Origin of the sequence: Neobacillus sp. PS3-12, from assembly GCF_030915385.1 — a bacterium.
In the GTDB taxonomy this organism is placed as follows: domain Bacteria; phylum Bacillota; class Bacilli; order Bacillales; family Cytobacillaceae; genus JAEVLT01.
Genome location: NZ_CP133268.1, coordinates 4,943,579 through 4,964,444 on the forward strand (window position 1 = coordinate 4,943,579; position 20,866 = coordinate 4,964,444).

The following is a 20,866-nucleotide window of genomic DNA, read 5'->3' on the forward strand; positions in this document are numbered from 1 at the left end:
AATAAAAAATTCAACAGAAGTTATTGAGATATTAAGCAAGTATCCAATTAAAAAAGGTAAAACAAATAAAGAAAGAACTGAGTTAATCCCTTTTTAGAGCTCAGTTCCTTCTTTTTTAGAATATAAAGAATGTTAATTGTAGACATGTAAATTTAAAAACTTTAACTTAAATTTTCAATAGGGTAGTTTTTTTAATGGAATTATCCGACCTTACGCACCTATTACAACGTAACGCCCAGCAATCCGCGGGTAATTTGAAAATCAACGTTTCCCTGCTCAAGCTGACGTGGAATATAGTTATGCTCAATCACTTGCTTGCAACGCTCAAGAATTTGCTCTACCCAGGCAGCCGGAACGCCGCTGAGACACAGATCCAAATCACTTTCGTATGTCTGTTGGATGTTCTCCTCTGTTGATACTTGCAGCATCGGTACGAATGGATGCGCCTGCATTGGCTGACGATTTAAGAGGGCAATAATTAATTCCACACCTGTAGCTGCCAGGCCTGTGATGGTCTCAACCCAATGCTCTGTTGGTGTCTCCATGATGTGGAAGCCGTTGTTGAGGGCCTGTTCGCCAAAGGCCAAGGACGGCTGGATATTAGAATCTGCCCCTAGATGATCTCTGTATGAAGGTTTTAAAAGCAATCCGTTGTTTCCAGGGACTACAACCGTTCCACCGGCGCCGACAATCATTTTTGTCAATATTGCAAGTTGATTGCCAGCTTCTTCTGTAACAGACCCGTCACTTAGGATTCCAATACGCAATGACTCCAATCCAACGGTTTTCTTTGCCACTGGTTCGCTTTGCAACACTTGCTCAGTAAACCAAGATTCCGCCTTCTCCGTTGCTTTTTCAATCCCGCCGTCAAGCTGAATACTGGCATACCCATAACGGCCAGGGTCTACACCCATCTCCTCCATCTGGTGACGCATAAAGTCATTGTGTGTTTTTTCACAGCCATGTTCCAATAATAAACAATGCTTGACCAGCGGATGTGTGATATAGCTAACCATTGTACGTGCAAACATCTGTTCAGATGGGCCGGCATTATTACCGCATCCTTCAGTGTGTGCCAGGGCGATAAAGCGCGATAACTTGTCGGGTTGATCAAGCTTTAGTTGATTGAAACGCTTCTCCATTTTCTTTGCAACCTGAGCGGAACAAAGACTTGTCGGCAGGATCAAGCTAATGCCTTCATTAAGCCGAGTGAAGTTAATAGGGTAAGCTTCTGCATCCGTTTGAATGGCAATTGGTTCTCCCTTCGGCAGTGGTGCATGGAGCAATGCATCCAGCTGGCTTGCATCGGTTTGCGGCCAATTGCGCCAGATCTGCACCTGTGAATGGCCAGCCTTCTCACCAATGCTTAGTTGACCAGAGGCAGTCTGTAACAACAATTGTAAGGATTGGTTGCCCAGTTCATCCATGGACATGCCTTCTTGATACTGGCCGGCATTGATATCCATGTCATGTGCGAGTAATTGATAGCGTTGGGTAGTCGTTACCACTTTTAAAGTCGGCACAAAAGGAAAGTTAGTGACTGAGCCGTTACCTGTTGTAAAGATAATCATGTTACAGCCGGCGGCGACTTGCCCGGCAATCCCTTCAAGGTCATTTCCAGGGCTATCCATAAAATAGTATCCAGGGTCTTTCATCAGTTCAGCATAGTTAATTGCGTAATCGAGACGGCAAGACGGGTCTTTCTTGCGGGCAGCGCCAATTGACTTGAGGTAGATATTATAAAGGCCGCGATATTTGTTGCCTCCGGAAGGGTTTCCTTCAGCACTGGCGCCATGCCAGGCAGCTCGCTCCTTGAATTCGTTTACAAGGTTTACAAATTTGTGAGCGGTTTCCAAGTTGCGTACTTTTTGCAGCACATAGGATTCAGCGCCAATTAACTCGTCGGTTTCAGCCAGATTGGCAGCAGCTCCGTAACGAACCAATTCCCGTGAGATCCAACCTAACAGCGGATTGGCTGAAATGCCTGAAAAGGCGTCTGAGCCGCCGCATTGCAGAGCAAGCTTAATGTTGCTAATGGATTCAGGAGTCCGTTCCATCGCATTGACCATTGGCAGCCAATTGCGAACAATCGATTCCCCCATGCTCAGGTTGTTTTTAAAGCTGCCTTTGATTGACAGGAACTGATACGTAACATCATCCAATGGATAGTTGTGTTCGCGTAAATAGGCCTCTAGCATCTTGTTTGTCACAGTTTCGTTACCATAATCCACGACTAAGACAGCACCTACGTTAGGATGGACGACAAACCCAGCTAAAGTGCGCAGTAATAGCTCCAGGTTATTCGGTTGTTTAATTCCGCCCTCAGTATGAGCAACAGGGACAATCCCATCAATTTGGGGATAGTTTGTTAATTCACTTTGAAGATTGGCAGCGAGTTGTGTAACATAACTTCCTGTAAGTGAAGTTGTACCCAACAGGACAATGTTGTTGCGGGTTCCGACACCGCGGGCCTGGCTGCGCCGATAACCCATAAAAGTGCGCGTTTCCGAGTAGGCAGGCAATGCAGGAGCAGGTTGAAAGTTCTTTTCGTCAAGAACAATTGGTTGAGAATAATCCTCAAAGTTAGGCGCTGCCGGTAACGAAAAGTCTAGCGAACGTACACTAAGTGCGTCCAGCGCACCCTTGTTAATCACATAATTTCCAGGTTGAATTTCCTGCAAAGCCAATCCAAAGGGTAATTCCCAGGAGAGTAAAGCTTCGCCTGGAGAAATTGCTTTCACAGCGAAGCGATGTCCTTCCATTACGGTGAAATCCAAGGTAAGGGCTTTTCCTTGATAGTTAATGATTGTACCAACTTCCAGTTGGCGAGTAGCAACAGCAACATTATCTCCTGGTAAGGGAAGTCTGGCTACCTCATCAAAGTTGTAAGATATGTTCATAAATTTAAGGCTCCTTTTTTAGGATTTAACTTGAGGTATGTATGGACGATCTTTACTGGTCACCGATAGAAGAGATGTGGTGGCAACCCTAATGTCCATGCATGATTGATTTATAGATTGATCGTATTATTTTAGTGAAATTTTTTAAAAATTTTCTAAAGCTTATGGATCAGCGGTCAAAATTCCTGAGTAAACAGTAAATGCAGCCAGTAGGGGTGGTTCCCCTGGATCAAAGCAATCATTCTCTTGAATCTATCCTTTTGTTTTATAATATAAAACTACGTTCTTGTTTTAGCTTAAGGAAATCTGTGTGAAGTGTTAAAACAGGCAGGTGAAAATGACTTAAAACTTTCCTCCTTCCGGTCATCTAATTATAAGCACTTTCGAAAAGTGAAAGAGTTATAGAAATACTCTTTTACAATTATCTGCTTACTATTAAAGTTAGTATCGTTCACCATCATTGTCAATGAAATATATTTTAAATTTTGCATTTTCAGATAAGGCATCCAGCATCGGTATAAACTAGGGTCAGTATCTCAGGTTAGGAAAAACCAAATTTTAAAAAATGTTATTTTTGAACAAACAAACAAAAAAATCTTGACTTAAATGTTATTATGTAACAATATATACTTGTAGATATGTTAAAAGATAACAAGTTGATTAAAAGCTGCCAATTAATCTTATTTTAGAGAAGCTAGTTGAAAATGAAAAAGTTAGCTTCGAACAAACCTTTCAGTAACCCTTGCAATAGCTCATAAAGAAAGGTTTATATTGCCAATATATGAAAGGGCTTTCACTATGAAACGAATGATTAAAGCAGTAAATCAACGTGGATTGTAACGAATTCAAGTAAATTTAACATTACCTAAAGGAGGTGGTTAAAAAGTAGTAAATCTATTAGTTAACAACTGGATGGGCTAATAAAGCGAATCTAGAATGAAGAAGAGACGATACATATTTTTAAACTAGTAGACAGCTATCAAAAAAACAATTAATTCTAAAATTATCTTATAGAAATGATCAAAACGGTTAAAGGGAAACACCCAAATTTCTGTGTTGTGACGTTATGACAAGCCATTTGAAAGCGCTTCGATTGAGGGAATGAAATCAATTCAACAAGCTTTAAAATGAACATATCTATTTTTTGTCAATAATAGATTACTAGTTAAATGTTTTAACTCCATTTAAGTTTAATGAAACACTTTGTTAAAAAACAGCAGTTATATTGTTTATCATCCTGAATGAAATAAACATAAGCACATTTTCTAATCGCAATTTTAACAGTACTCATTAATAAAGCTTAAAAAATAAATTTATTCAATAATGGAGGTAAATTTATGACGAATATTGCAACGAAGGTTCCAAACGGGCGTTGGCTGCACATCATCCCTGCCACAATCATTGTTTACATCGTAGCTTTCCTTGACCGTGCGAACATTAGCTTTGCGATCGCCGGTGGTATGAGTAAAGAGCTTGGGATGGCAGCCAGTGTATCTGGTTTAGCCGCCGGTATTTTCTTTGTTGGTTATTTATGTTTGCAAATCCCTGGTGGGCATGCCGCTGAAAAGGGGAATGCCAAAAAGTTTATTGCCTGGACGATTATTTTCTGGGGAGCTATGGCGACTTTAACAGGTTTTGTTCACTCTACAGGGCAGTTATTAGGAATCCGTTTCTTATTGGGAGTTGCCGAAGGCGGGGTATATCCTGCGATTCTTACCATCATCAGCCACTGGTTTCCTGAGAAAGAGCGTGCACGTGCAAATGCAGCCTTCGCCATGAACGTAGCGATCGCTAATATTATCAATGGACCTGTATCCGGTTTGATTATTCAAAATATGGGCTGGCGCCAATTATTTATCATTGAAGGAATCATTTCGATCGCGTTGCTTGCAGTTTGGCTGCCATTAATCAGCAACCGTCCACGCGAAGCAAAATGGATCACAAAAGAAGAATTGGATTATATTGAAACTAACTTAGCTGAAGAGCAGGCAGCAGTTAAATCCCTTGGCGAAGTTAAAAAAGCAAGCATGAAAGAAGTTTTTGCAAGCGTCAATGTTTGGAAATTAGTTGCGATTTATTTCATGATGCAAGTAGGCTTCTACGGTTTCTCCCTATGGCTGCCAACATTGCTGAAAAACCTTAATACCGGCGGCGGCATGGGAATGATTGGTTTCTTAAGTATCGCTCCGTATATTATGTGTATTATTGGGCAGTTCATCTTTGCAACCCTTTGCGATAAAACAGGGAACCGCAGACTTTTCACATCCCTGCCAATCCTTGGATTAGCCGTGTTCCTTTCATTAGCGATTCTTACCAGAAGCAATGTTTGGGTTTCATACGCAATGATGGTACTTGTAGGAACATTCTTGCAAGCGCCTACAGGACCGTTCTGGACATTGGCTCCATCTCTATTACCAGCAGAAGTTGCCGGTACAGGACGCGGTTTAATTAACGCGATTGGTAACCTGGGTGGATTCGTTGGACCCTATATGGTTGGCTGGCTTGTCCAATACGTCAATCAGGATGCAGGTTCATGGTCATTGGTTCTGTTCTCAGTCGCTGGTGCCTTAATGGTGTTTACAATCCCAGCTTCTGTCAACGGTGCACATGCGAAAAAGAAAACAGCTTAGTTTTTGATTTAAAGGTATGGGTCCTGGACCACTTTTGTTAAGCACAAATAGAATTAAATAAAAAGTTGATGTAATGGTGCAATGGTTAATTGACTTTTGCACCTCTACTTATATTTACTTTTAAAAATGTCTACATGGGATCGAATCGGCTTTGGCTTTAATTGGGTTACTAATCCATTTAGGATTACGATCAAGATAAAATGGAGATGAGTGAGAGAATGGAATCATTAGATTTAAGCAAATTTCCAAAAATTGAGTTGCCACGTTTTCTAAAGATCAAACAATATTTTGAACCCAAAAAGGTAGAAAACATTCCCGTAGAAGTTCGGGCCAGGATGGAACCCCATTTACAAAACTTGGCTGGGAAACGAATTGCTGTTGGCGTAGGAAGCCGGGGTGTAGCCAATATAGCTCTCATTACCAAAACAGTAGTAGATACATTAAAGGATGCAGGCGCATTGCCGTTCATTATCCCTGTGATGGGAAGCCATGGAGGGGCAACCCCTGAAGGGCAGGCAGAAATGCTGGCTGGATTCGGCATTTCTGAAGAAATAATGGGTGTTCCTCTTGATGCTTCCATGGATGTTGAGCCAATAGGGGAACTGGAGCCGGGACTTCCTATCTATGTGTGCAAAAGCGCACTTGCGGCAGATGGAATTGTGATCATTCCAAGAATTAAGCCACATACTGCTTTCCGTGGCTCGATCGAAAGCGGGGCTCTTAAAATGCTTTGTATTGGCCTAGGAAAACAAATCGGTGCTGATTCCCTCCATATGCATGGATTTGCCCGTTTTCATGAATTAATTCCCAAAGCCGGGTGTATGATTGCTGAAAAAACAAACGTACTGTTTGCCGTTTCTGTGATCGAAAATGCCTTTGATGAAACGTATAAAGTGGAAGTGCTCACAAAAGATGATATGATCGCCATGGACAAGGAAAAGGCCTTGCTGCAAGAAGCAAAGAAGATTATGGCCAGCATTCCATTTCCAAAATTCGATGTGCTGGTTATTGAAGAAGTCGGTAAAAACATTAGTGGTGACGGTCAAGACCCGAACGTAACCGGTCTCTTTTCGGAAAGCATATGAGCGGCGGCCCCGAGTTTAAGAAATGTGCGATATTTGATGTTACGGAAGAATCTCACGGGAATTCACTGGGCGTCGGGATGGCTGACGTAACCACACGGAAGCTGTTTGATAAAACGAACTTTGTTTACATGTATATGAATGCCTTCACAAGTACAGAGCCGGCAACTGTTAAAATGCCAATGGTTGCGGCAACATCTGAAGATGCATTAAGGATGGCTGTAAAAATGGCCAATGGTGTCAAGTCATATGAACATAAAATTGTTTGGATCAAAAACACCTTGGAATTATCAGAAATAATTATTAGTGAACCATTGCTTGCCGAAGCGCAATCCCGCTCAAATATTGAGGTAATATCGGATCCGGTTGAATTGACTTTTATCGATGGAGAACCGCAGACTGATCTGTTGGCATCAGTAAGCCAAGTTTTATAATTAACCATCTGTTCACAACTTACAAAGCTGATTTCCGTAATTAGTATTGTTTTTGGATTGAATGTCCTGTTAGCATTGGGAATTGGATTGTGGCTCTATCCAGTATCGTACGAAATGACAAGAATAGAATTTGTGGCAAAACATGATTACGGGGCCCTTTATTAAAATGAAATGATAGAATTAACATGCAGCTATGGGGGGAATACAAATGAAAGAGAAATATGAACAGCTCAAACAAATCATCAAACAAATGGGAAATGTTGTTGTTGCCTTTTCTGGAGGTGTCGATAGTACGTTTCTTTTAAAAGCAGCGGTAGATGTTTTGGGGACAGAAAATGTTTTGGCAGTGACAGCTGATTCAGAATCATACCCTTCCAGTGAATTAGAAGAGGCGAAAAAGCTTGCCAGACTGATAGGAGCAAAACACCAAATCATTGAAATCTCTGAGTTAGCTATTCCCGGTTATGCCGAAAATGACCAAAATCGCTGTTATTTCTGTAAAAATGGATTATTTGAAGAAATTGCCCCAATTATGGAGCAAAAAGGTTTCAACAACCTCGTTTATGGTTTGATTGCTGATGATGCGAGTGAACATCGCCCCGGTGTCCGTGCTGCCAATGAACATGGTGTCCGCGGGCCGCTGAAAGAAGCTAATCTTTTTAAAAGTGAAATTCGTGAATTGTCTAAGCTGCTAAACCTGCCGACGTGGGAAAAACCTTCGTTAGCTTGTTTATCATCGCGAATTCAGTATGGCGAAAAAATTACCCAAGAAAAACTATCAAGAGTTGATCGATCAGAATCTTATCTGAAAAGTTTGGGAATTAGACAAGTACGTGTTCGAACACATCAAGAGATTGCCAGAATTGAAGTAGAACCTCAAGATATGCAGCTAGTGTTAATGCATCATCATCAAATCATCGAAAACCTTCAAGCTTTTGGCTATAAATATATTACCCTCGATTTACAAGGCTATATGAGCGGCAGCATGAACAAAGTGTTACAGCAAGTCTGAACGAAAGGGTGAGAACATAATGGAAAGTACGAATATTGAAACACTCTTAAAGCAAGTGAGTGAAGGAACGATAGATATTGAAAAGGCGAAAGAAATGCTTGTCCAATATCAGGATATGGGCTTTGCTAAATTGGATCATCATAGACACAAACGAACCGGGTTTCACGAAGTGGTATATGGAGAAGGGAAAAGTGCAGAACAACTTATTTCAATCATTTCCAGCTTAAAGCAAAATATTAATCGAGTATTAGCGACAAGGATCGATGAGAAAAAAGCAGCAGAAGTCATGAATGCCGTACCGGATCTTACCTACAATCCGGTATCAAGAACACTGTGCTGGATCCACGAAGATGAACCTGTTGTTTTATATAATGGCTATATAGCAATTGTCTGTGCCGGAACCTCTGATTTGTCAGTTGCAGAAGAAGCTGCAGTTACCGCTGAGGTATTTGGGGCAGAAGTAAAACGAATATATGATGTTGGAGTTGCCGGGATTCATCGGCTCTTTCATCATCTTGATGATATAGAGAACGCAACAGTGACCGTTGCCGTTGCCGGAATGGAAGGGGCACTTCCAAGCGTAGTCGGCGGTTTAATAAGTAACCCGATCGTAGCTGTGCCGACAAGTATCGGTTATGGGGCGAATTTCAATGGTCTTTCCGCATTATTATCGATGCTCAATGCTTGTGCACCTGGGATTAGCGTAATGAATATTGATAATGGCTTTGGTGCCGGTTATTACGCCACATTGATCCATAAAAATCATTATAAAAATTCAAGAGTTTAAGAGGACAAAAGAATGAAAACACTTTATTTTGATTGCTTTTCTGGAATTAGCGGAGATATGACCATCGGGGCGCTTATCGATTTAGGGGCCGACATTCAGCTTCTTGAAAGTGAATTAAAAAAGCTGAATATACAAGAAGAATATCAACTAAAATGGGAAAAAGTTGTGAAAAATGGGATTTCTGCAACAAAATTTGATGTGATACTAACCGAAAATGAAAATGGAGTTGAACAAATTCATCATCATGAGGAACATCATCACGAACATGAGCATCAGCATGGACATCAACAGGAGGAATATCATCACCAGCATCTGCATCAACATGCACAACATCACCATCACCATCACCATCGGCATTATTCAGATATTGTTGCATTGATTAAAAATGCTGCATTTAATGAAAACGTTCAGTCAATGGCACTGGCAGTATTTGAAAAAATCGGCCGAGCGGAGGCGAAAATACATCATATTCCATTTGAGAAGGTCCATTTCCATGAGGTAGGGGCCGTTGATTCGATCGTTGATATTGTTGGAACATGTATTCTTCTAGATCAATTACAAATAACCAAAATTGTTTCTTCTGCTGTCCCAGTTGGAAATGGTTATATTAAGATTGCGCATGGAATATACCCTGTACCGGCACTGGCTGACCTTAGAAATTTTGAAAGGTTTGCCAATTAAGGCTACGGCCATTGAAGGGGAATTAACAACCCCGACCGGCGCTGGGATTCTATCTGCTTTATCTGAAGAATTTGGGCCCATTCCATCCTTTCATGTTGATTCCATAGGGTATGGAGCAGGAACGAAAGATTTTCCTGAACATCCGAATGTTTTACGGGTTATATTGAGCAGTTTTTGATACAGAAGGTGGGAGTATAAATGCCGCATCAATTTTCGCACACTGAGGAACATGTTGATAAAGATATGGTAAAGATGGAGGTCAACTTGGATGATATATCGGGAGAATGGCTTGGGTATGTAATGGATCAATTATTTGAAGCCGGTGCTAATGATGTATTTTATACTCCTATTTATATGAAAAAAAACCGTCCGGGAGTCATGTTGCAGGTTTTATGTGATCAGAAGATGATCATCAGAATGAAAGAAATATTATTTGCTGAAACGACTACATTGGGCATCCGCTACTATCCTTTATCCGTTCACCGCCTGGCACGTACATTTTATCATGTCCAGACTGAATGGGGAGATGTGACGGTAAAACAAGGATTACATAATGGGGAAATTGTTCAATCTGCCCCGGAATACGAGGATTGCCGTAAAATAGCTAAAGATCATAATATCCCGTTAAAAGAGGTTTACCAACGAGTATGGGAACTATATAGTAAAAAATAGTCATTTACACTGTTTTTCATTTTAATATTTTAGGAGGAATGAATGATGAAAGTAGGGTTTATTGGTTTAGGAACCATGGGGCATCCAATGGCACAGAATTTGCTTAAAGAGGGATTTGAATTAACTGTTTATAATCGTACAAAAGAAAAAACTGAAACTCTCAAACAACAGGGAGCAGCCGTTGCCAATTCCCCAAAAGAAGTTGCATTGCAATGCGATGTTGTTTTTACGGTGCTGACTGCTGATGCAGCAGTAGAGGATGTTGTGCTTGGTGAAAACGGGATTGTAAATGGGGTTCATCCGGGATTAATCGTGGTTGATTCAAGTACTATTTCTCCTTCAACTAGTATAAGAGTAGCTGCGGCACTTTCTCGGCATGGGGCAGATATGCTGGATGCACCGGTTACAGGAAGCGAACCGCAAGCTATTGAAGGTACCTTAACGTTTATGGCTGGCGGAAAAAAAGACTTATTTGAAAAATGCATGCCACTGTTTTTAGCAATGGGAAAAGGCGCTTATTATATGGGCGAAAATGGAAAAGGTTCTTATACAAAATTGGCAAACAACACGATGTCAGCGATCAATCTCTTATCCTTTGTAGAAGGACTCACCATTGCGGCAAAAGCTGGAATTGATCCGGACGTTTTTGTAAAGGTCGTCAGTGGCGGCGGTGGAAAGAATGCAATGGTTGAGAATAAATCTTCAAAAATATTCAGCCGTGATTTCGCGCCACAATTTATGACGCAACTGATCCATAAAGATCTTGGGCTTGCATCAAATGTCGCAAAAGAATTAGAAATATCAACTCCGATCATGGCACTTGCAAAAGAAATCTTCCAAATGGCAAAAGCAAAAGGCTATGGTTCAGAAGATATGAGTGCGGTTATCAAATGCTACGAAGAATGGGCCGGGGTAACCGTCGAAAAAGCAAAAGAAACTATATAAATTATGAAAACAAGAAAAGTGCTCTAAAAATTGTTTAGGGCACTTTTTTTGGCATAACAATGAAAATTTGGGCCAGGGAATCTAATTATTCATATAGTGCAGAAAAAAGGCCAGGTCTGTTTCTAAATGCTTTTTCATAAGCGATTCAGCTGCTTCACTATTTCTTGCTTTTATGGCTTCATATATTTTTTCATGTTCATCGATTAGATGCGGGCGATCATAATACACAACGGCTTTTCTAAATAAATAAATGATTGACTGCATCCGATCAATAACGTCAATCATGACTTGATTATTGCTGGTTTGAACAATATCATTATGGAAACATTCATTTGCGTACATGATTTCATTTTTATTACCTGTTTTGCCAATCTGGACATATTCATAAAGCTTTTGAATATCCTTTTCATTTGCAAAGGTTGCAGCACATTTAGCGGAATAGCCCTCTAGCAAAATCCGAACCTGGAATATATTTCGCAAATCTTTCTCCGTTGGTTTTACTACCCTTTTTTCTACAATCAGTCCTTCATATTCCAACTTCCTAATCGAGTCCCGTATTGGCGTTCTGCTAAACCCCAATTCAGCTGCCAATTTTTCTTCCACAACTTTTGCACCGCCCGGAAGTTCGCCAGTTAAGATCTTATCACGTAGAATTTCATAACATTGATGATAAGCAGGGCGAAAGCTTTTACTAGAAAGCATATATATATCACCTCAATTTTTACTATGAGCCTAAATTATATACATTATATCCAATTTTGCATACATTATGTGAAAAATGTATACATTTTTTAAAGAATATTATACAATGGGATTGTTTAAGTGTATGCGTTTACATAGAAAAATTGATTAATGAATGGAGCCGTCACCAAATCTTACAATGATCAGTTGAGGGAGGAAAAATCATGACAAGAAAGATTGGCTTTATCGGATTAGGTATTATGGGAAAACCTATGTCATTAAACCTTATGAAAGCGGGGCATACGCTAACGGTCAATGACATCAATGAAGCAGCAGTAGAAGCTTTGGCAGAAGCAGGGGCAAAAGTTGCACGTACACCAAAAGAAGTAGCTGAAAATAGTGAAATCATTATCACGATGTTACCGGCATCTAAACATGTCCAATCCGTTGTCCAAGGTGAAAATGGCGTTTTGGCAGGTGCAAAAGAAGGGTCGATTATTATTGACATGAGCTCTATTACACCTGCGGTTTCAAAGGCACTTGCAGAAGAAGCAGCAAAAATTGGCGTTGGCTTTTTAGATGCTCCTGTAAGCGGCGGAGAGCCAGGAGCAATCAATGGCACAATGGCCATCATGGCCGGCGGCAAAGAGGATGTCTTTGAAGAGGCTAAATCGGTTCTTTATGATATGGGGAAAACAGTTACATTAGTTGGTGATAGCGGCAGCGGGGTCACAGCTAAATTAGCGAACCAAATTATGGTAAACCTTAACATTGCAGGGATGTCAGAGGCTCTTGTCTTGGCAGCAAAAGCTGGAATTGATATTGAAAAAATGTACCATGCCATTAGAGGCGGACTTGCTGGAAGTGCTGTGCTTGATGCTAAAGTTCCACTTATTCTTGAAAGAAACTTTGTACCAGGCGGAACGATGACGATCAATATGAAAGATATTACAAATGTGATGGATACAGCCCATGACCTTGATGTTTCGCTTCCTTTATCAAGCCAGCTGCTCGAAATCTTCCATGCTTTAAAGGCAGATGGGAAAATCATGGATGATCATGGCGGCATTGTTCAATATTATGAAAAACTTGCAAAAGTTGAAGTAAGGAAGGCATAAAATATGAATGAGAATAAAAGATTAGCTGAAGAAGTATTTAGCCTCATAAAGCCTGTGGATACTTATGCTGTAGATGAAATACTCCAAAAAGAGCTTCAGAATCTTAATAAAAAAATTATTGTCCTTGACGATGATCCAACTGGCGTTCAAACTGTTCACGATATCTCAGTCTATACCGATTGGACAGAGGATCGTATTGAAAAAGGATTTTCCGAAAATAAATCTATGTTTTTTATCTTGACCAACTCACGTGGATTTACGTTCTCTGAAACAGAAAAAGCACATAAAGAAATCGCAGAAACGATCGTAAATGTTGCAAAGAAAAAAAATCAAGATTTTATCATCATCAGTCGCAGTGATTCGACCTTGAGAGGTCATTATCCACTTGAAACAAAAGTTTTGAAGGAAACAGTTGAAGCGAACTTAAATGTTAGGTTTGACGGAGAGGTTATCATGCCGTTCTTTAAAGAAGGCGGCCGCTTCACAGTTGATAATGTACACTATGTAAAAATGGATGAATATTTAGTTCCAGCAGGAGAAACTGAATTTGCCAAAGATCGGACTTTTGGATATACAAAATCCCATCTAGGTGAGTATGTTGAAGAAAAAACACACGGAGTATATAAAGCGGAGAATACGCTATATATTACCCTTGAAAGCTTACGCAACTTGGAAATAGACCGGATTGAACAGCAATTACTTTCAGTCGAAAATTTCAATAAGATCATTGTGAATGCAGTTGATTATGTAGATGTAAAGATTTTTGTGATTGCTTTGATTAAGGCAATGAATAAAGGCAAGAATTTTATGTTTAGAAGCGCTGCGGCCCTTACAAAAGTAATCGGTGGTGTAAGTGATAAGGCTTTATTAACCAGAGAAGAGCTTGTAAAAGAGGAATCCAATCATGGCGGATTAGTCATTATCGGATCACATGTTAAAAAGACCACGGAACAACTGGAAGAATTGAAACAGTCGGATGCGGTTGAGTTCATTGAATTTGATGTTCACCTTGTACTGGAACTTGAAAAATTCGAGAAAGAAACGGACAGAGTCGTGCAATTAACAAATCAACTGATCCGCGAAGGAAAAAATGCCGTTGTTTATACGAGACGTGAAAGACTTGACCTCGGTGAAGGGAAAAAAGAAGAAGAACTAAAACTTTCAGTCAAAATTTCCGATGCCGTGACAAGCATTGTGAAACGGTTAGAAGTAAGACCAGCCTTTATTATTGCCAAAGGCGGCATTACATCAAGTGATATTGGAACAAAAGGTCTTGAAGTTCAAAGAGCAACAGTAGCCGGACAAGTAAGACCGGGAATTCCTGCTTGGAAAACAGGCAGTGAAAGTAAGTTTCCAGGGATTGCTTATGTGATTTTCCCAGGAAATGTAGGAACAAAAACAGATTTAAAAGAAGTAGTTGAGATGTTAAGCGGGAAACCAATTTTAAATAGGTAAATTGAAGAAAGAACTGTGTTCATAACTTTTTGAAACGCAGTTCTTTCTTTACTTTACAAAAGATATAAAATAAATGTTAAAATCGAACAAAAATTTTAAAAATATCTTGACTAAAATGTTAATTTGTAACAAACTATAGGTAGTAAAATGTTAAAAAACAACAAGGTGATGAGATGCTACCACAAGAAAGAAGAAAATTGATTTTAGAAAAGCTGGTTGAAAATGAACGAATAAACATCGAACAACTAGGTGAGCAGTTAAATGTTTCAACGATGACCATTCGCAGGGATTTGGCTTATTTAGAAGAAGAAGAAAAAATAATTCGAACCCATGGCGGGGCGGTCCTCAAAAAACGATTAGTCGCAGAAACCTCCTTTCAATCAAAAAAGGCGCAAAATAGTGATCAAAAAAAGAAAATTGCTCAAACTGCCTTGAATTATATTCAAGATCAATCAACCATTCTATTAGATGCAGGAACTACAACCTTGGAAATCGCCAAGTTACTTAAGCATGAAACCAATTTAACAGTCATTACGAATGATATAAAAATAGCATCGGAACTTTTGGACAGTAAATTAAAAGTGATTGTTCTCGGTGGTGAGCTGCAAAATACTACTGGTACTTTATTTGGACCATTGACCGAACAGGTATTAGAAAAATTGTATGTGGATATCTTCTTTTTGGGAGCGCATGCAATAGATCTAAAAGCTGGAGTTACTGCCCCTACACATGAAAAGGCAGCTATTAAACAGCTAATGGTTAAAGCGGCTGAATCAACGTGGATTGTAGCCGATTCAAGTAAATTTAACCAAAAGTCCTTTACCAAAGTATGCGACCTTTCATGTGTTGAAGGGATTATTACGGATGATCGGATTACAGATGAATATATGCGTGAGCTGCAGGACTATTTAAAAGTGACCGTTGCTGATGGGAGAGAACTTGTATGAAAGTAGGAATTATTGCAGATGATTTGACTGGTGGAAATGGGACAGGTGTCCGGTTGGCAAAGCAGGGTTTTGATGTCGCAACAATGGTTTACTATAATAAGCCCATTCTGTCAGGAGCGTTTAATGCTGTAGTGGTTGATACAGACAGTCGATATGTTAGAAAAGATGTTGCCGAAATGAGAGTCCAGACCGTTTTGGAAAATTTAAAACAATGGGATGTAGATATTGTTTGTAAACGGATTGACAGTACGGTTAGAGGAAATATTGGAATCGAAATTGATACAATGCTGACATTCCTTGGAGAAAAGTCAATTGCAGTTGTAGTGGCCTCCTTTCCTGATTCAGGCCGTACGACTGCCGGCGGTTATTTATTGGTTAATGGCGCACCTGTACAGACAACAGATGTGGCAAAGGATCCAGTGACTCCACTGACAAAATCGTATATTCCATCCATTATTAAAAAGCAAAGTCAATATCCTGTGTCCAATATTGGACTGGAAACAGTCTTAGATGGGGAAAAAGCGATTTTACAGGCACTCAGGGATCAAATTAACAATGGAAACCGAATCATCGTTTTCGATGCAATCACCGATGAAGAGATTGAAGAAATCGCAGGTGCGATGGCGAAAATTAAAGACTATATTATGATTCCGGCAGACCCTGGACCACTGACAGCTTTTTATGCAAAAGCCTATGCCAAACAATTTGAGAGTCATAAAAAAGTTATTGTTACGGTTGGCAGCGTGACATCGAATACGGGAAAACAATTAGAGTATCTAATGAATAAAACGATTTCTAAGGCTGTATACGTTGATCCTGAAAAACTAACAGGTTCAGGAAATGAGTGGGAAAAAGAAGTAGAGAGAGCCACATCAGCTGCTTTGGAGGTCATCGATCATCAGAATATCTTAATCATAACCACTCACTTTCCATCGGCTGAAAAAATGGATTTAGCAAATCTTGCTTTAGAGCAGAATGTCAGCAAAGATTTTTTGGCTAAACGTATTGCTGATGGTCTGGGTAAAATTACTCGTCAGGTGATCCAAGAAACGACATATGAAATTGGGGGCTGTTTTTCAAGCGGAGGGGATGTAACAGCATCACTGTGTTCTATCGGCTTAGTGGATGGAATAAAGCTGGAGGACGAGGTACTTCCCATTGTTGCATATGGCAGGTTTATTGGCGGGTATTTTGACGGTATTCCCGTTGTAACGAAGGGTGGCTTAATTGGGGATCACAAAGCAATTTATACCTGTGTCAAATATTTAATGACCAAAAGCTCCAGTATCGTTAACGAACCATCTCATGCTTAAATGAAAAAATGACAATCATAATCTGAAAAATTGGATGATATCCATTCTTCAGAACGTCTGATTTTTCTTATATAAAAAAATAACAAGATTAATAGATTCTTAAGGAGGAAAACATGATGACAAATAATAAAGCAATTATCGCTATTCCAATGGGTGACGCAGCAGGAATTGGACCGGAAATTATTCTAAAATCATTATTAAATAAGGGAATTTATGATATCTGTAAGCCATTGGTGGTCGGCGATTTAGGGATCCTTCAAAAAGCAAAGTCGATTATTGGTGCTGAATTGAACCTTCATGAAGTAAATTCTCCTACAGAAGGAAAATATGAATTTGGAACTGTTGATGTCATCAACCTGAATAATATTGATCTTCAACATTTTGCCTACGGACAAGTTTCTGCTCAATGCGGTCAAGGAGCTTTTGAGTATATCAAGAAATCTGTTGAATTAGCCATGGCTGGAGAAGTCCAGGCACTTGCTACAACGCCTATTAATAAAGAGTCTTTAAAGGCTGCTGGTGTTCCATTCATTGGTCATACTGAAATACTCGAATCCCTTTCAGGTTCAGATGACCCATTGACTATGTTTCAAGTAAACGGAATGAGAGTTTTCTTTTTAACTAGGCATTTATCGTTAAAGGACGCCTGTGATGCGATAACAAAAGACAGAGTCCATGACTATTTAATTCGTTGTGACCGAGCTTTACAACGGTTAGGTGTAGAGAAAAGACATATAGCAGTTGCCGGATTAAATCCGCATAGTGGAGAACATGGATTATTTGGATGGGAAGAAGTGAAGGAAATTGAACCTGGTATTAAGGCTGCTGTGAAGGATGGAATTGATGCAGTTGGTCCCGTTCCTGCCGATTCTGTTTTCTTCCAGGCACTTAATGGAAAATATGATGCAGTTTTGTCCCTTTATCATGATCAAGGACATATTGCCACAAAAACAGTTGACTTCTATCGGACTATTTCTATTACTAACGGCCTCCCGTTCTTAAGGACATCTGTTGATCATGGAACTGCCTTTGATATTGCGGGGAAAAACATCGCCGATAGTATCAGTATGGAAGAATGCATTAAAATTGCTGCTGATTATGCACCAAAATTTACTGCTGAAACAAATATAGAGAATAAAATAATATTATAATAAAATAGGAAGCAAATAAGAGGATCGCTCCACTTATTTGCTTTCTTTTATAGAAAAAGAATTTGAAAACATGATCAGAAAATGGCCGCATTATTCACGTATATCTTGGATAATTCGCCGCAAATTGATCCTGAACGTAAAAGACCGTTGGTTGTCATATGGCCCTGGCGGAGGGGATGAACTTCACCTATGTGATGGCTGGAACCGTTTCTACCAAACCTCTAGATATTTTACTAGGCGTTTTCATTCTAGCTGCAGGACTTAATGCAGGCAGAGTTGGTATTGACCGCTGGTTAATCCCTGATATTCGCAAATATGCTGCAATGGGAAAGAAATAATATCACGCAGATAAACACTCCGTTTAACTTAAATAAGTGCCACACTCTTTAATAATAGAGTGTGGCATTTTTATAATTAGAGAACCAAATGGACGAGAATATTTAAAAAAACAGCTACATATACTGGCTCATCATGAAAGAATTCAATGAATCTGCACTTGCTTCCATGTCTGCAAAAAAATAACGACGTAATCGCAACACAACCCTAAAAAAGCCCGTTTTCCACTGGGGGATTTTCCCCTTTATCTGATTATCTCACTTCTTTCGCCATTTGGATAAAGGCGTTCACCAAGGCCGATTTATCATTTTGACGCCAAGAAATCCCCATGGAAGCAGTAGGTAATTGATGATCAAGATTCAAGTAGACAACATCTTGTGTATGTAAATTTATCGCTGATTGGGGAACAACGGCAATTCCTAAACCTGCAGCAACTAAACCGATGACAGTTTGGAACTCAAGGGCTTCCTGCTGGATGATCGGGTTACATAACGCCAGAATTTCGTTATAAAGACCTGCCCACGTTTTCCGGGATAACATAACAAAAGGGTAACCACTTAGATCGGACAGAGAAAGATTTTTCTTTCCTACCAATGGATGCTGTTTTGGAACGGCCAATACACAAGGCATGGTAGACACAATTTCCGTGCATAAAGAATCGCTGTTCACTGGCGGTCGTAAAACCCCTATATCGATTTCCTCCTCCAATAATGCTTGAATTTGCACAGGTGTGGACATTTCAAAAAGATGTACCTGGACATGTGGATACAAACTGTGAAATTCCCTTAGTACAGAGGGAAGGATATCGTAGGTAGCCGACCCGACAAAACCCACATTGAGTGTTCCGATTTCACCGTGGTGAGTACGCTTTGCATTTTCCACCGCTCGTTCAAGATGAGTGAAAATTTTGCGAACCTCTTCCAAAAACAATTTTCCGGCATCGGTTAATTCAACTTGCCTGTTATTTCGATAAAAAAGCGGAAAGCCTATTTCCTCTCTAAATGTTGGATTTGTAAGCTCAATGGAGGCTGGGTAATTCGCAGACGTCCTGCCGCACGGCTGAAATTCAATTCCTCCGCTACAGCCACAAAATAGTGCAGTTGTCGAAGTTCCATTTTTTTCACCACCTGTAATTCAGTTATTTATAAAATATATCATTGTGATATAAATTATATATTTAACATTTATCCTCAATCAAGTTATGATATTAACATCATGTTGATAGGGGGAATTCGCATGTCAAACAAAGTTCAATCAGGAAAATTAATCGTGGGAGAAATAAATGAAAACTGGACAGGGGATGCACGTTTTTATGAATATACTACCGCAGCAGATCCAATTGGTAGTGGCATTATCAGCCAAGTCCCTGCAAAAGAGTTTTCACCAGAATTATATAACTCAGGGGAAACTCGTATTGTAACACTAGACCTTTCAAAAGAATTAAGAACAGAATATCCGGCAACAAGCCCATCACTTCTTGCCAACTTTATCCGAATTAATGCTGGAGATTCGATTCAAACACAACCAAATGCAACAAGCGAACTTTATTTTATTATTTCTGGAGCAGGCAGCACAGAAGTAAATGGTGAAACCATCAACTGGAATAAAGGTGACTTCTTAACCCTTCCATCTGGTTCAGTTAGCCGTCACACTGCTAATGAAGATACAACCATCTATTATATCTTAGACACACCATTGCTTGATTACCTTGGTGCTAAAGCAACAGAAGCACGATTCGCACCAACCCTTTTTACTGCTGAAGCAGCAATGGCAAAATTAAATGAGGTAGCTAATGCACCTGATGCCCATACGAAGAATCGCATCTCTATTTTATTAAACAACCAAAAGTTTGATCAAACACTCACCATTACACATGTACTATGGGCAATGTTTGGGATCGTTCCAGTAGGATCTAACCAAGCTCCGCATAGCCATAAATCAGTGGCGCTTGACTTTGTCGCATATGCCGCACCTGGCACGTATACATTAGTTGGAGATAAAATTGATCCAGCTACCCAGCAAATCATTGATCCTATCCGCGTGGATTGGGTAACAGGAAAAGCTTTCGTTACACCGCCTGGACTATGGCACTCTCACCATAATGAATCGGGGGAAGCAGCATTTATTATCCCAATTCAAGATGCTGGTCTTCAAACATATCTTCGCACATTGGATATTCAATTTGCGAATTACACACAAGAATAGAATGAGAGCTGTGCTTTCTTTAGTCTAATTTAAGAAATGGACCATCATCGAAACAATGGGTTTCTTTGATGGTCCATTTTATATTTTTTATCCAGAAAGGAATAAAAGATAATGAGAGTGGCTAAGTTTTGTGAGCGAAATATTCAATTCACTGATGCTGATAAAGCCATTGAGATCCTTCGGCAAAATCATAAAGATGCTGTGGACGTTTGTGTCACGGATTGCTTCAGACGGTGTTTGAAATGCAGAGTACAGCCATTTTGCCGTATTCAGCTTACAACTATTGAAGCAAATGATGCTGAAGATTTAGTCAAAAAAATTCTTCAGACCGTTCAAAGTGGACACGCCAAATAAATTAAATAAAGACTTTTCATCAAGTTGTTTTAGTTCACAAAAAGTTCACAAATATGATATATTGATAGTGTAAATAGTGTAAATAAAAAGTGAAGGATGCATTGATGTCAGGTAATAGATTTTGCTTTGATATCCTGCTACTGACACATAATATGGCGGGAAT

At 39.7% G+C, this 20,866-nt stretch carries 19 protein-coding genes and 1 pseudogene; 17 read left to right on the forward strand and 3 right to left on the reverse strand.

All coding sequences use genetic code 11. The features are described 5' to 3' along the window. Positions 1-221: 221 nt before the first annotated feature. Positions 222-2,900, reverse strand: a complete 2,679-nt coding sequence (locus tag RCG17_RS24845) for a UxaA family hydrolase (RefSeq protein WP_308172690.1) — start codon at positions 2,898-2,900, stop codon at positions 222-224. A 1,337-nt stretch (positions 2,901-4,237) separates the two neighbouring features. Between RCG17_RS24845 and RCG17_RS24850 the strand changes: the two genes are divergently transcribed. The 9 genes from RCG17_RS24850 to RCG17_RS24890 all read left to right on the forward strand — a co-directional run bounded on the left by RCG17_RS24850 (position 4,238) and on the right by RCG17_RS24890 (position 11,143). Further along, on the forward strand, positions 4,238-5,530 hold the full coding sequence (locus tag RCG17_RS24850) for an MFS transporter (protein ID WP_308172684.1): 1,293 nt from the start codon (positions 4,238-4,240) through the stop codon (positions 5,528-5,530). A 218-nt stretch (positions 5,531-5,748) separates the two neighbouring features. Beyond that, the gene (locus tag RCG17_RS24855) at positions 5,749-6,615 is read left to right on the forward strand and encodes a DUF362 domain-containing protein (protein WP_308172691.1); all 867 of its coding nucleotides are present in this window, start codon (positions 5,749-5,751) and stop codon (positions 6,613-6,615) included. 77 nt (positions 6,616-6,692) lie between these two features. After that, positions 6,693-7,046: a hypothetical protein gene (locus RCG17_RS24860; RefSeq protein ID WP_308172692.1), complete on the forward strand. Its 354-nt coding sequence runs from the start codon at positions 6,693-6,695 to the stop codon at positions 7,044-7,046. Between the two features lie 208 nt (positions 7,047-7,254). Continuing rightward, entirely contained in the window at positions 7,255-8,058 is an 804-nt protein-coding gene (gene larE / locus RCG17_RS24865) for an ATP-dependent sacrificial sulfur transferase LarE (RefSeq protein ID WP_308172693.1), read from the forward strand. Positions 8,059-8,077: 19 nt separating this feature from the next. Then, complete coding sequence (larB, locus tag RCG17_RS24870; protein WP_308172694.1) at positions 8,078-8,845, forward strand: nickel pincer cofactor biosynthesis protein LarB; 768 nt, start codon at positions 8,078-8,080, stop codon at positions 8,843-8,845. A gap of 12 nt (positions 8,846-8,857) precedes the next feature. Then, positions 8,858-9,526, forward strand: a complete 669-nt coding sequence (locus RCG17_RS24875) for a nickel pincer cofactor biosynthesis protein LarC (RefSeq protein WP_308172695.1) — start codon at positions 8,858-8,860, stop codon at positions 9,524-9,526. Then, a complete protein-coding gene (gene larC / locus RCG17_RS24880) occupies positions 9,516-9,704 on the forward strand; it encodes a nickel insertion protein (RefSeq protein ID WP_308172696.1) in 189 nt (62 codons plus the stop codon). The genes RCG17_RS24875 and larC (RCG17_RS24880) overlap by 11 nt, the downstream gene beginning before the upstream one ends. Before the next feature lie 20 nt (positions 9,705-9,724). Next, complete coding sequence (gene larC, locus RCG17_RS24885; RefSeq protein WP_308172697.1) at positions 9,725-10,198, forward strand: nickel pincer cofactor biosynthesis protein LarC2; 474 nt, start codon at positions 9,725-9,727, stop codon at positions 10,196-10,198. Between the two features lie 42 nt (positions 10,199-10,240). Then, positions 10,241-11,143, forward strand: coding sequence for an NAD(P)-dependent oxidoreductase (locus tag RCG17_RS24890; protein WP_308172698.1), 903 nt, complete (start codon positions 10,241-10,243; stop codon positions 11,141-11,143). Between the two features lie 81 nt (positions 11,144-11,224). Here RCG17_RS24890 and RCG17_RS24895 read toward each other — a convergent pair whose 3' ends face one another. Beyond that, complete coding sequence (locus RCG17_RS24895; RefSeq protein ID WP_308172699.1) at positions 11,225-11,845, reverse strand: GntR family transcriptional regulator; 621 nt, start codon at positions 11,843-11,845, stop codon at positions 11,225-11,227. A 203-nt stretch (positions 11,846-12,048) separates the two neighbouring features. Here RCG17_RS24895 and garR point away from each other — a divergent pair, with 203 nt between their 5' ends. The 6 genes from garR (at position 12,049) to RCG17_RS24925 (ending at position 18,146) form a co-directional block, all read left to right on the forward strand. Beyond that, positions 12,049-12,942: a 2-hydroxy-3-oxopropionate reductase gene (garR, locus tag RCG17_RS24900; RefSeq protein ID WP_308172700.1), complete on the forward strand. Its 894-nt coding sequence runs from the start codon at positions 12,049-12,051 to the stop codon at positions 12,940-12,942. 3 nt (positions 12,943-12,945) lie between these two features. Then, positions 12,946-14,397 (forward strand): four-carbon acid sugar kinase family protein, encoded by a 1,452-nt coding sequence (locus RCG17_RS24905; RefSeq protein WP_308172701.1) that lies wholly within the window; start codon positions 12,946-12,948, stop codon positions 14,395-14,397. A 173-nt stretch (positions 14,398-14,570) separates the two neighbouring features. Beyond that, positions 14,571-15,344 carry a DeoR/GlpR family DNA-binding transcription regulator gene (locus RCG17_RS24910; RefSeq protein WP_308172702.1) on the forward strand — a complete coding sequence of 258 codons (774 nt, stop codon included), beginning with the start codon at positions 14,571-14,573 and terminating at the stop codon, positions 15,342-15,344. Further along, the gene (locus RCG17_RS24915) at positions 15,341-16,657 is read left to right on the forward strand and encodes a four-carbon acid sugar kinase family protein (RefSeq protein WP_308172703.1); all 1,317 of its coding nucleotides are present in this window, start codon (positions 15,341-15,343) and stop codon (positions 16,655-16,657) included. Before RCG17_RS24910 ends, RCG17_RS24915 begins: the two co-directional genes overlap by 4 nt. A 116-nt stretch (positions 16,658-16,773) precedes the next feature. Next, complete coding sequence (gene pdxA / locus RCG17_RS24920) at positions 16,774-17,808, forward strand: 4-hydroxythreonine-4-phosphate dehydrogenase PdxA (protein WP_308175948.1); 1,035 nt, start codon at positions 16,774-16,776, stop codon at positions 17,806-17,808. Positions 17,809-17,984: 176 nt separating this feature from the next. Then, positions 17,985-18,146 (forward strand): hypothetical protein, encoded by a 162-nt coding sequence (locus RCG17_RS24925; RefSeq protein ID WP_308172704.1) that lies wholly within the window; start codon positions 17,985-17,987, stop codon positions 18,144-18,146. 250 nt (positions 18,147-18,396) lie between these two features. On the opposite strand, the pseudogene RCG17_RS24930 reads toward RCG17_RS24925, so the two are convergent. Continuing rightward, positions 18,397-19,259: pseudogene (locus tag RCG17_RS24930) on the reverse strand (LysR family transcriptional regulator). Positions 19,260-19,380: 121 nt separating this feature from the next. On the opposite strand from RCG17_RS24930, the gene RCG17_RS24940 reads away from it, so the two are divergent. Next, the gene (locus tag RCG17_RS24940) at positions 19,381-20,349 is read left to right on the forward strand and encodes a cupin domain-containing protein (protein WP_308172707.1); all 969 of its coding nucleotides are present in this window, start codon (positions 19,381-19,383) and stop codon (positions 20,347-20,349) included. 111 nt (positions 20,350-20,460) lie between these two features. Further along, the gene (locus tag RCG17_RS24945) at positions 20,461-20,703 is read left to right on the forward strand and encodes a DUF1450 domain-containing protein (RefSeq protein WP_308172708.1); all 243 of its coding nucleotides are present in this window, start codon (positions 20,461-20,463) and stop codon (positions 20,701-20,703) included. Positions 20,704-20,866: the final 163 nt, after the last annotated feature.

Excerpts from the sequence above, each read along its gene's own strand:
- RCG17_RS24860 (WP_308172692.1), top strand. The coding sequence starts at position 6,693 with ATGGCTGACGTAACCACACGGAAGCTGTTTGATAAAACGAACTTTGTT.
- RCG17_RS24890 (WP_308172698.1), top strand. The coding sequence starts at position 10,241 with ATGATGAAAGTAGGGTTTATTGGTTTAGGAACCATGGGGCATCCAATG.
- larE (WP_308172693.1), top strand. The coding sequence starts at position 7,255 with ATGAAAGAGAAATATGAACAGCTCAAACAAATCATCAAACAAATGGGA.
- garR (WP_308172700.1), top strand. The coding sequence starts at position 12,049 with ATGACAAGAAAGATTGGCTTTATCGGATTAGGTATTATGGGAAAACCT.
- RCG17_RS24845 (WP_308172690.1), bottom strand. The coding sequence starts at position 2,900 with ATGAACATATCTTACAACTTTGATGAGGTAGCCAGACTTCCCTTACCA.
- RCG17_RS24910 (WP_308172702.1), top strand. The coding sequence starts at position 14,571 with ATGCTACCACAAGAAAGAAGAAAATTGATTTTAGAAAAGCTGGTTGAA.
- RCG17_RS24925 (WP_308172704.1), top strand. The coding sequence starts at position 17,985 with ATGAACTTCACCTATGTGATGGCTGGAACCGTTTCTACCAAACCTCTA.
- larB (WP_308172694.1), top strand. The coding sequence starts at position 8,078 with ATGGAAAGTACGAATATTGAAACACTCTTAAAGCAAGTGAGTGAAGGA.
- RCG17_RS24915 (WP_308172703.1), top strand. The coding sequence starts at position 15,341 with ATGAAAGTAGGAATTATTGCAGATGATTTGACTGGTGGAAATGGGACA.
- larC (WP_308172697.1), top strand. The coding sequence starts at position 9,725 with ATGCCGCATCAATTTTCGCACACTGAGGAACATGTTGATAAAGATATG.
- RCG17_RS24855 (WP_308172691.1), top strand. The coding sequence starts at position 5,749 with ATGGAATCATTAGATTTAAGCAAATTTCCAAAAATTGAGTTGCCACGT.
- RCG17_RS24850 (WP_308172684.1), top strand. The coding sequence starts at position 4,238 with ATGACGAATATTGCAACGAAGGTTCCAAACGGGCGTTGGCTGCACATC.
- RCG17_RS24875 (WP_308172695.1), top strand. The coding sequence starts at position 8,858 with ATGAAAACACTTTATTTTGATTGCTTTTCTGGAATTAGCGGAGATATG.
- RCG17_RS24940 (WP_308172707.1), top strand. The coding sequence starts at position 19,381 with ATGTCAAACAAAGTTCAATCAGGAAAATTAATCGTGGGAGAAATAAAT.
- RCG17_RS24945 (WP_308172708.1), top strand. The coding sequence starts at position 20,461 with ATGAGAGTGGCTAAGTTTTGTGAGCGAAATATTCAATTCACTGATGCT.
- RCG17_RS24895 (WP_308172699.1), bottom strand. The coding sequence starts at position 11,845 with ATGCTTTCTAGTAAAAGCTTTCGCCCTGCTTATCATCAATGTTATGAA.
- RCG17_RS24905 (WP_308172701.1), top strand. The coding sequence starts at position 12,946 with ATGAATGAGAATAAAAGATTAGCTGAAGAAGTATTTAGCCTCATAAAG.
- pdxA (WP_308175948.1), top strand. The coding sequence starts at position 16,774 with ATGACAAATAATAAAGCAATTATCGCTATTCCAATGGGTGACGCAGCA.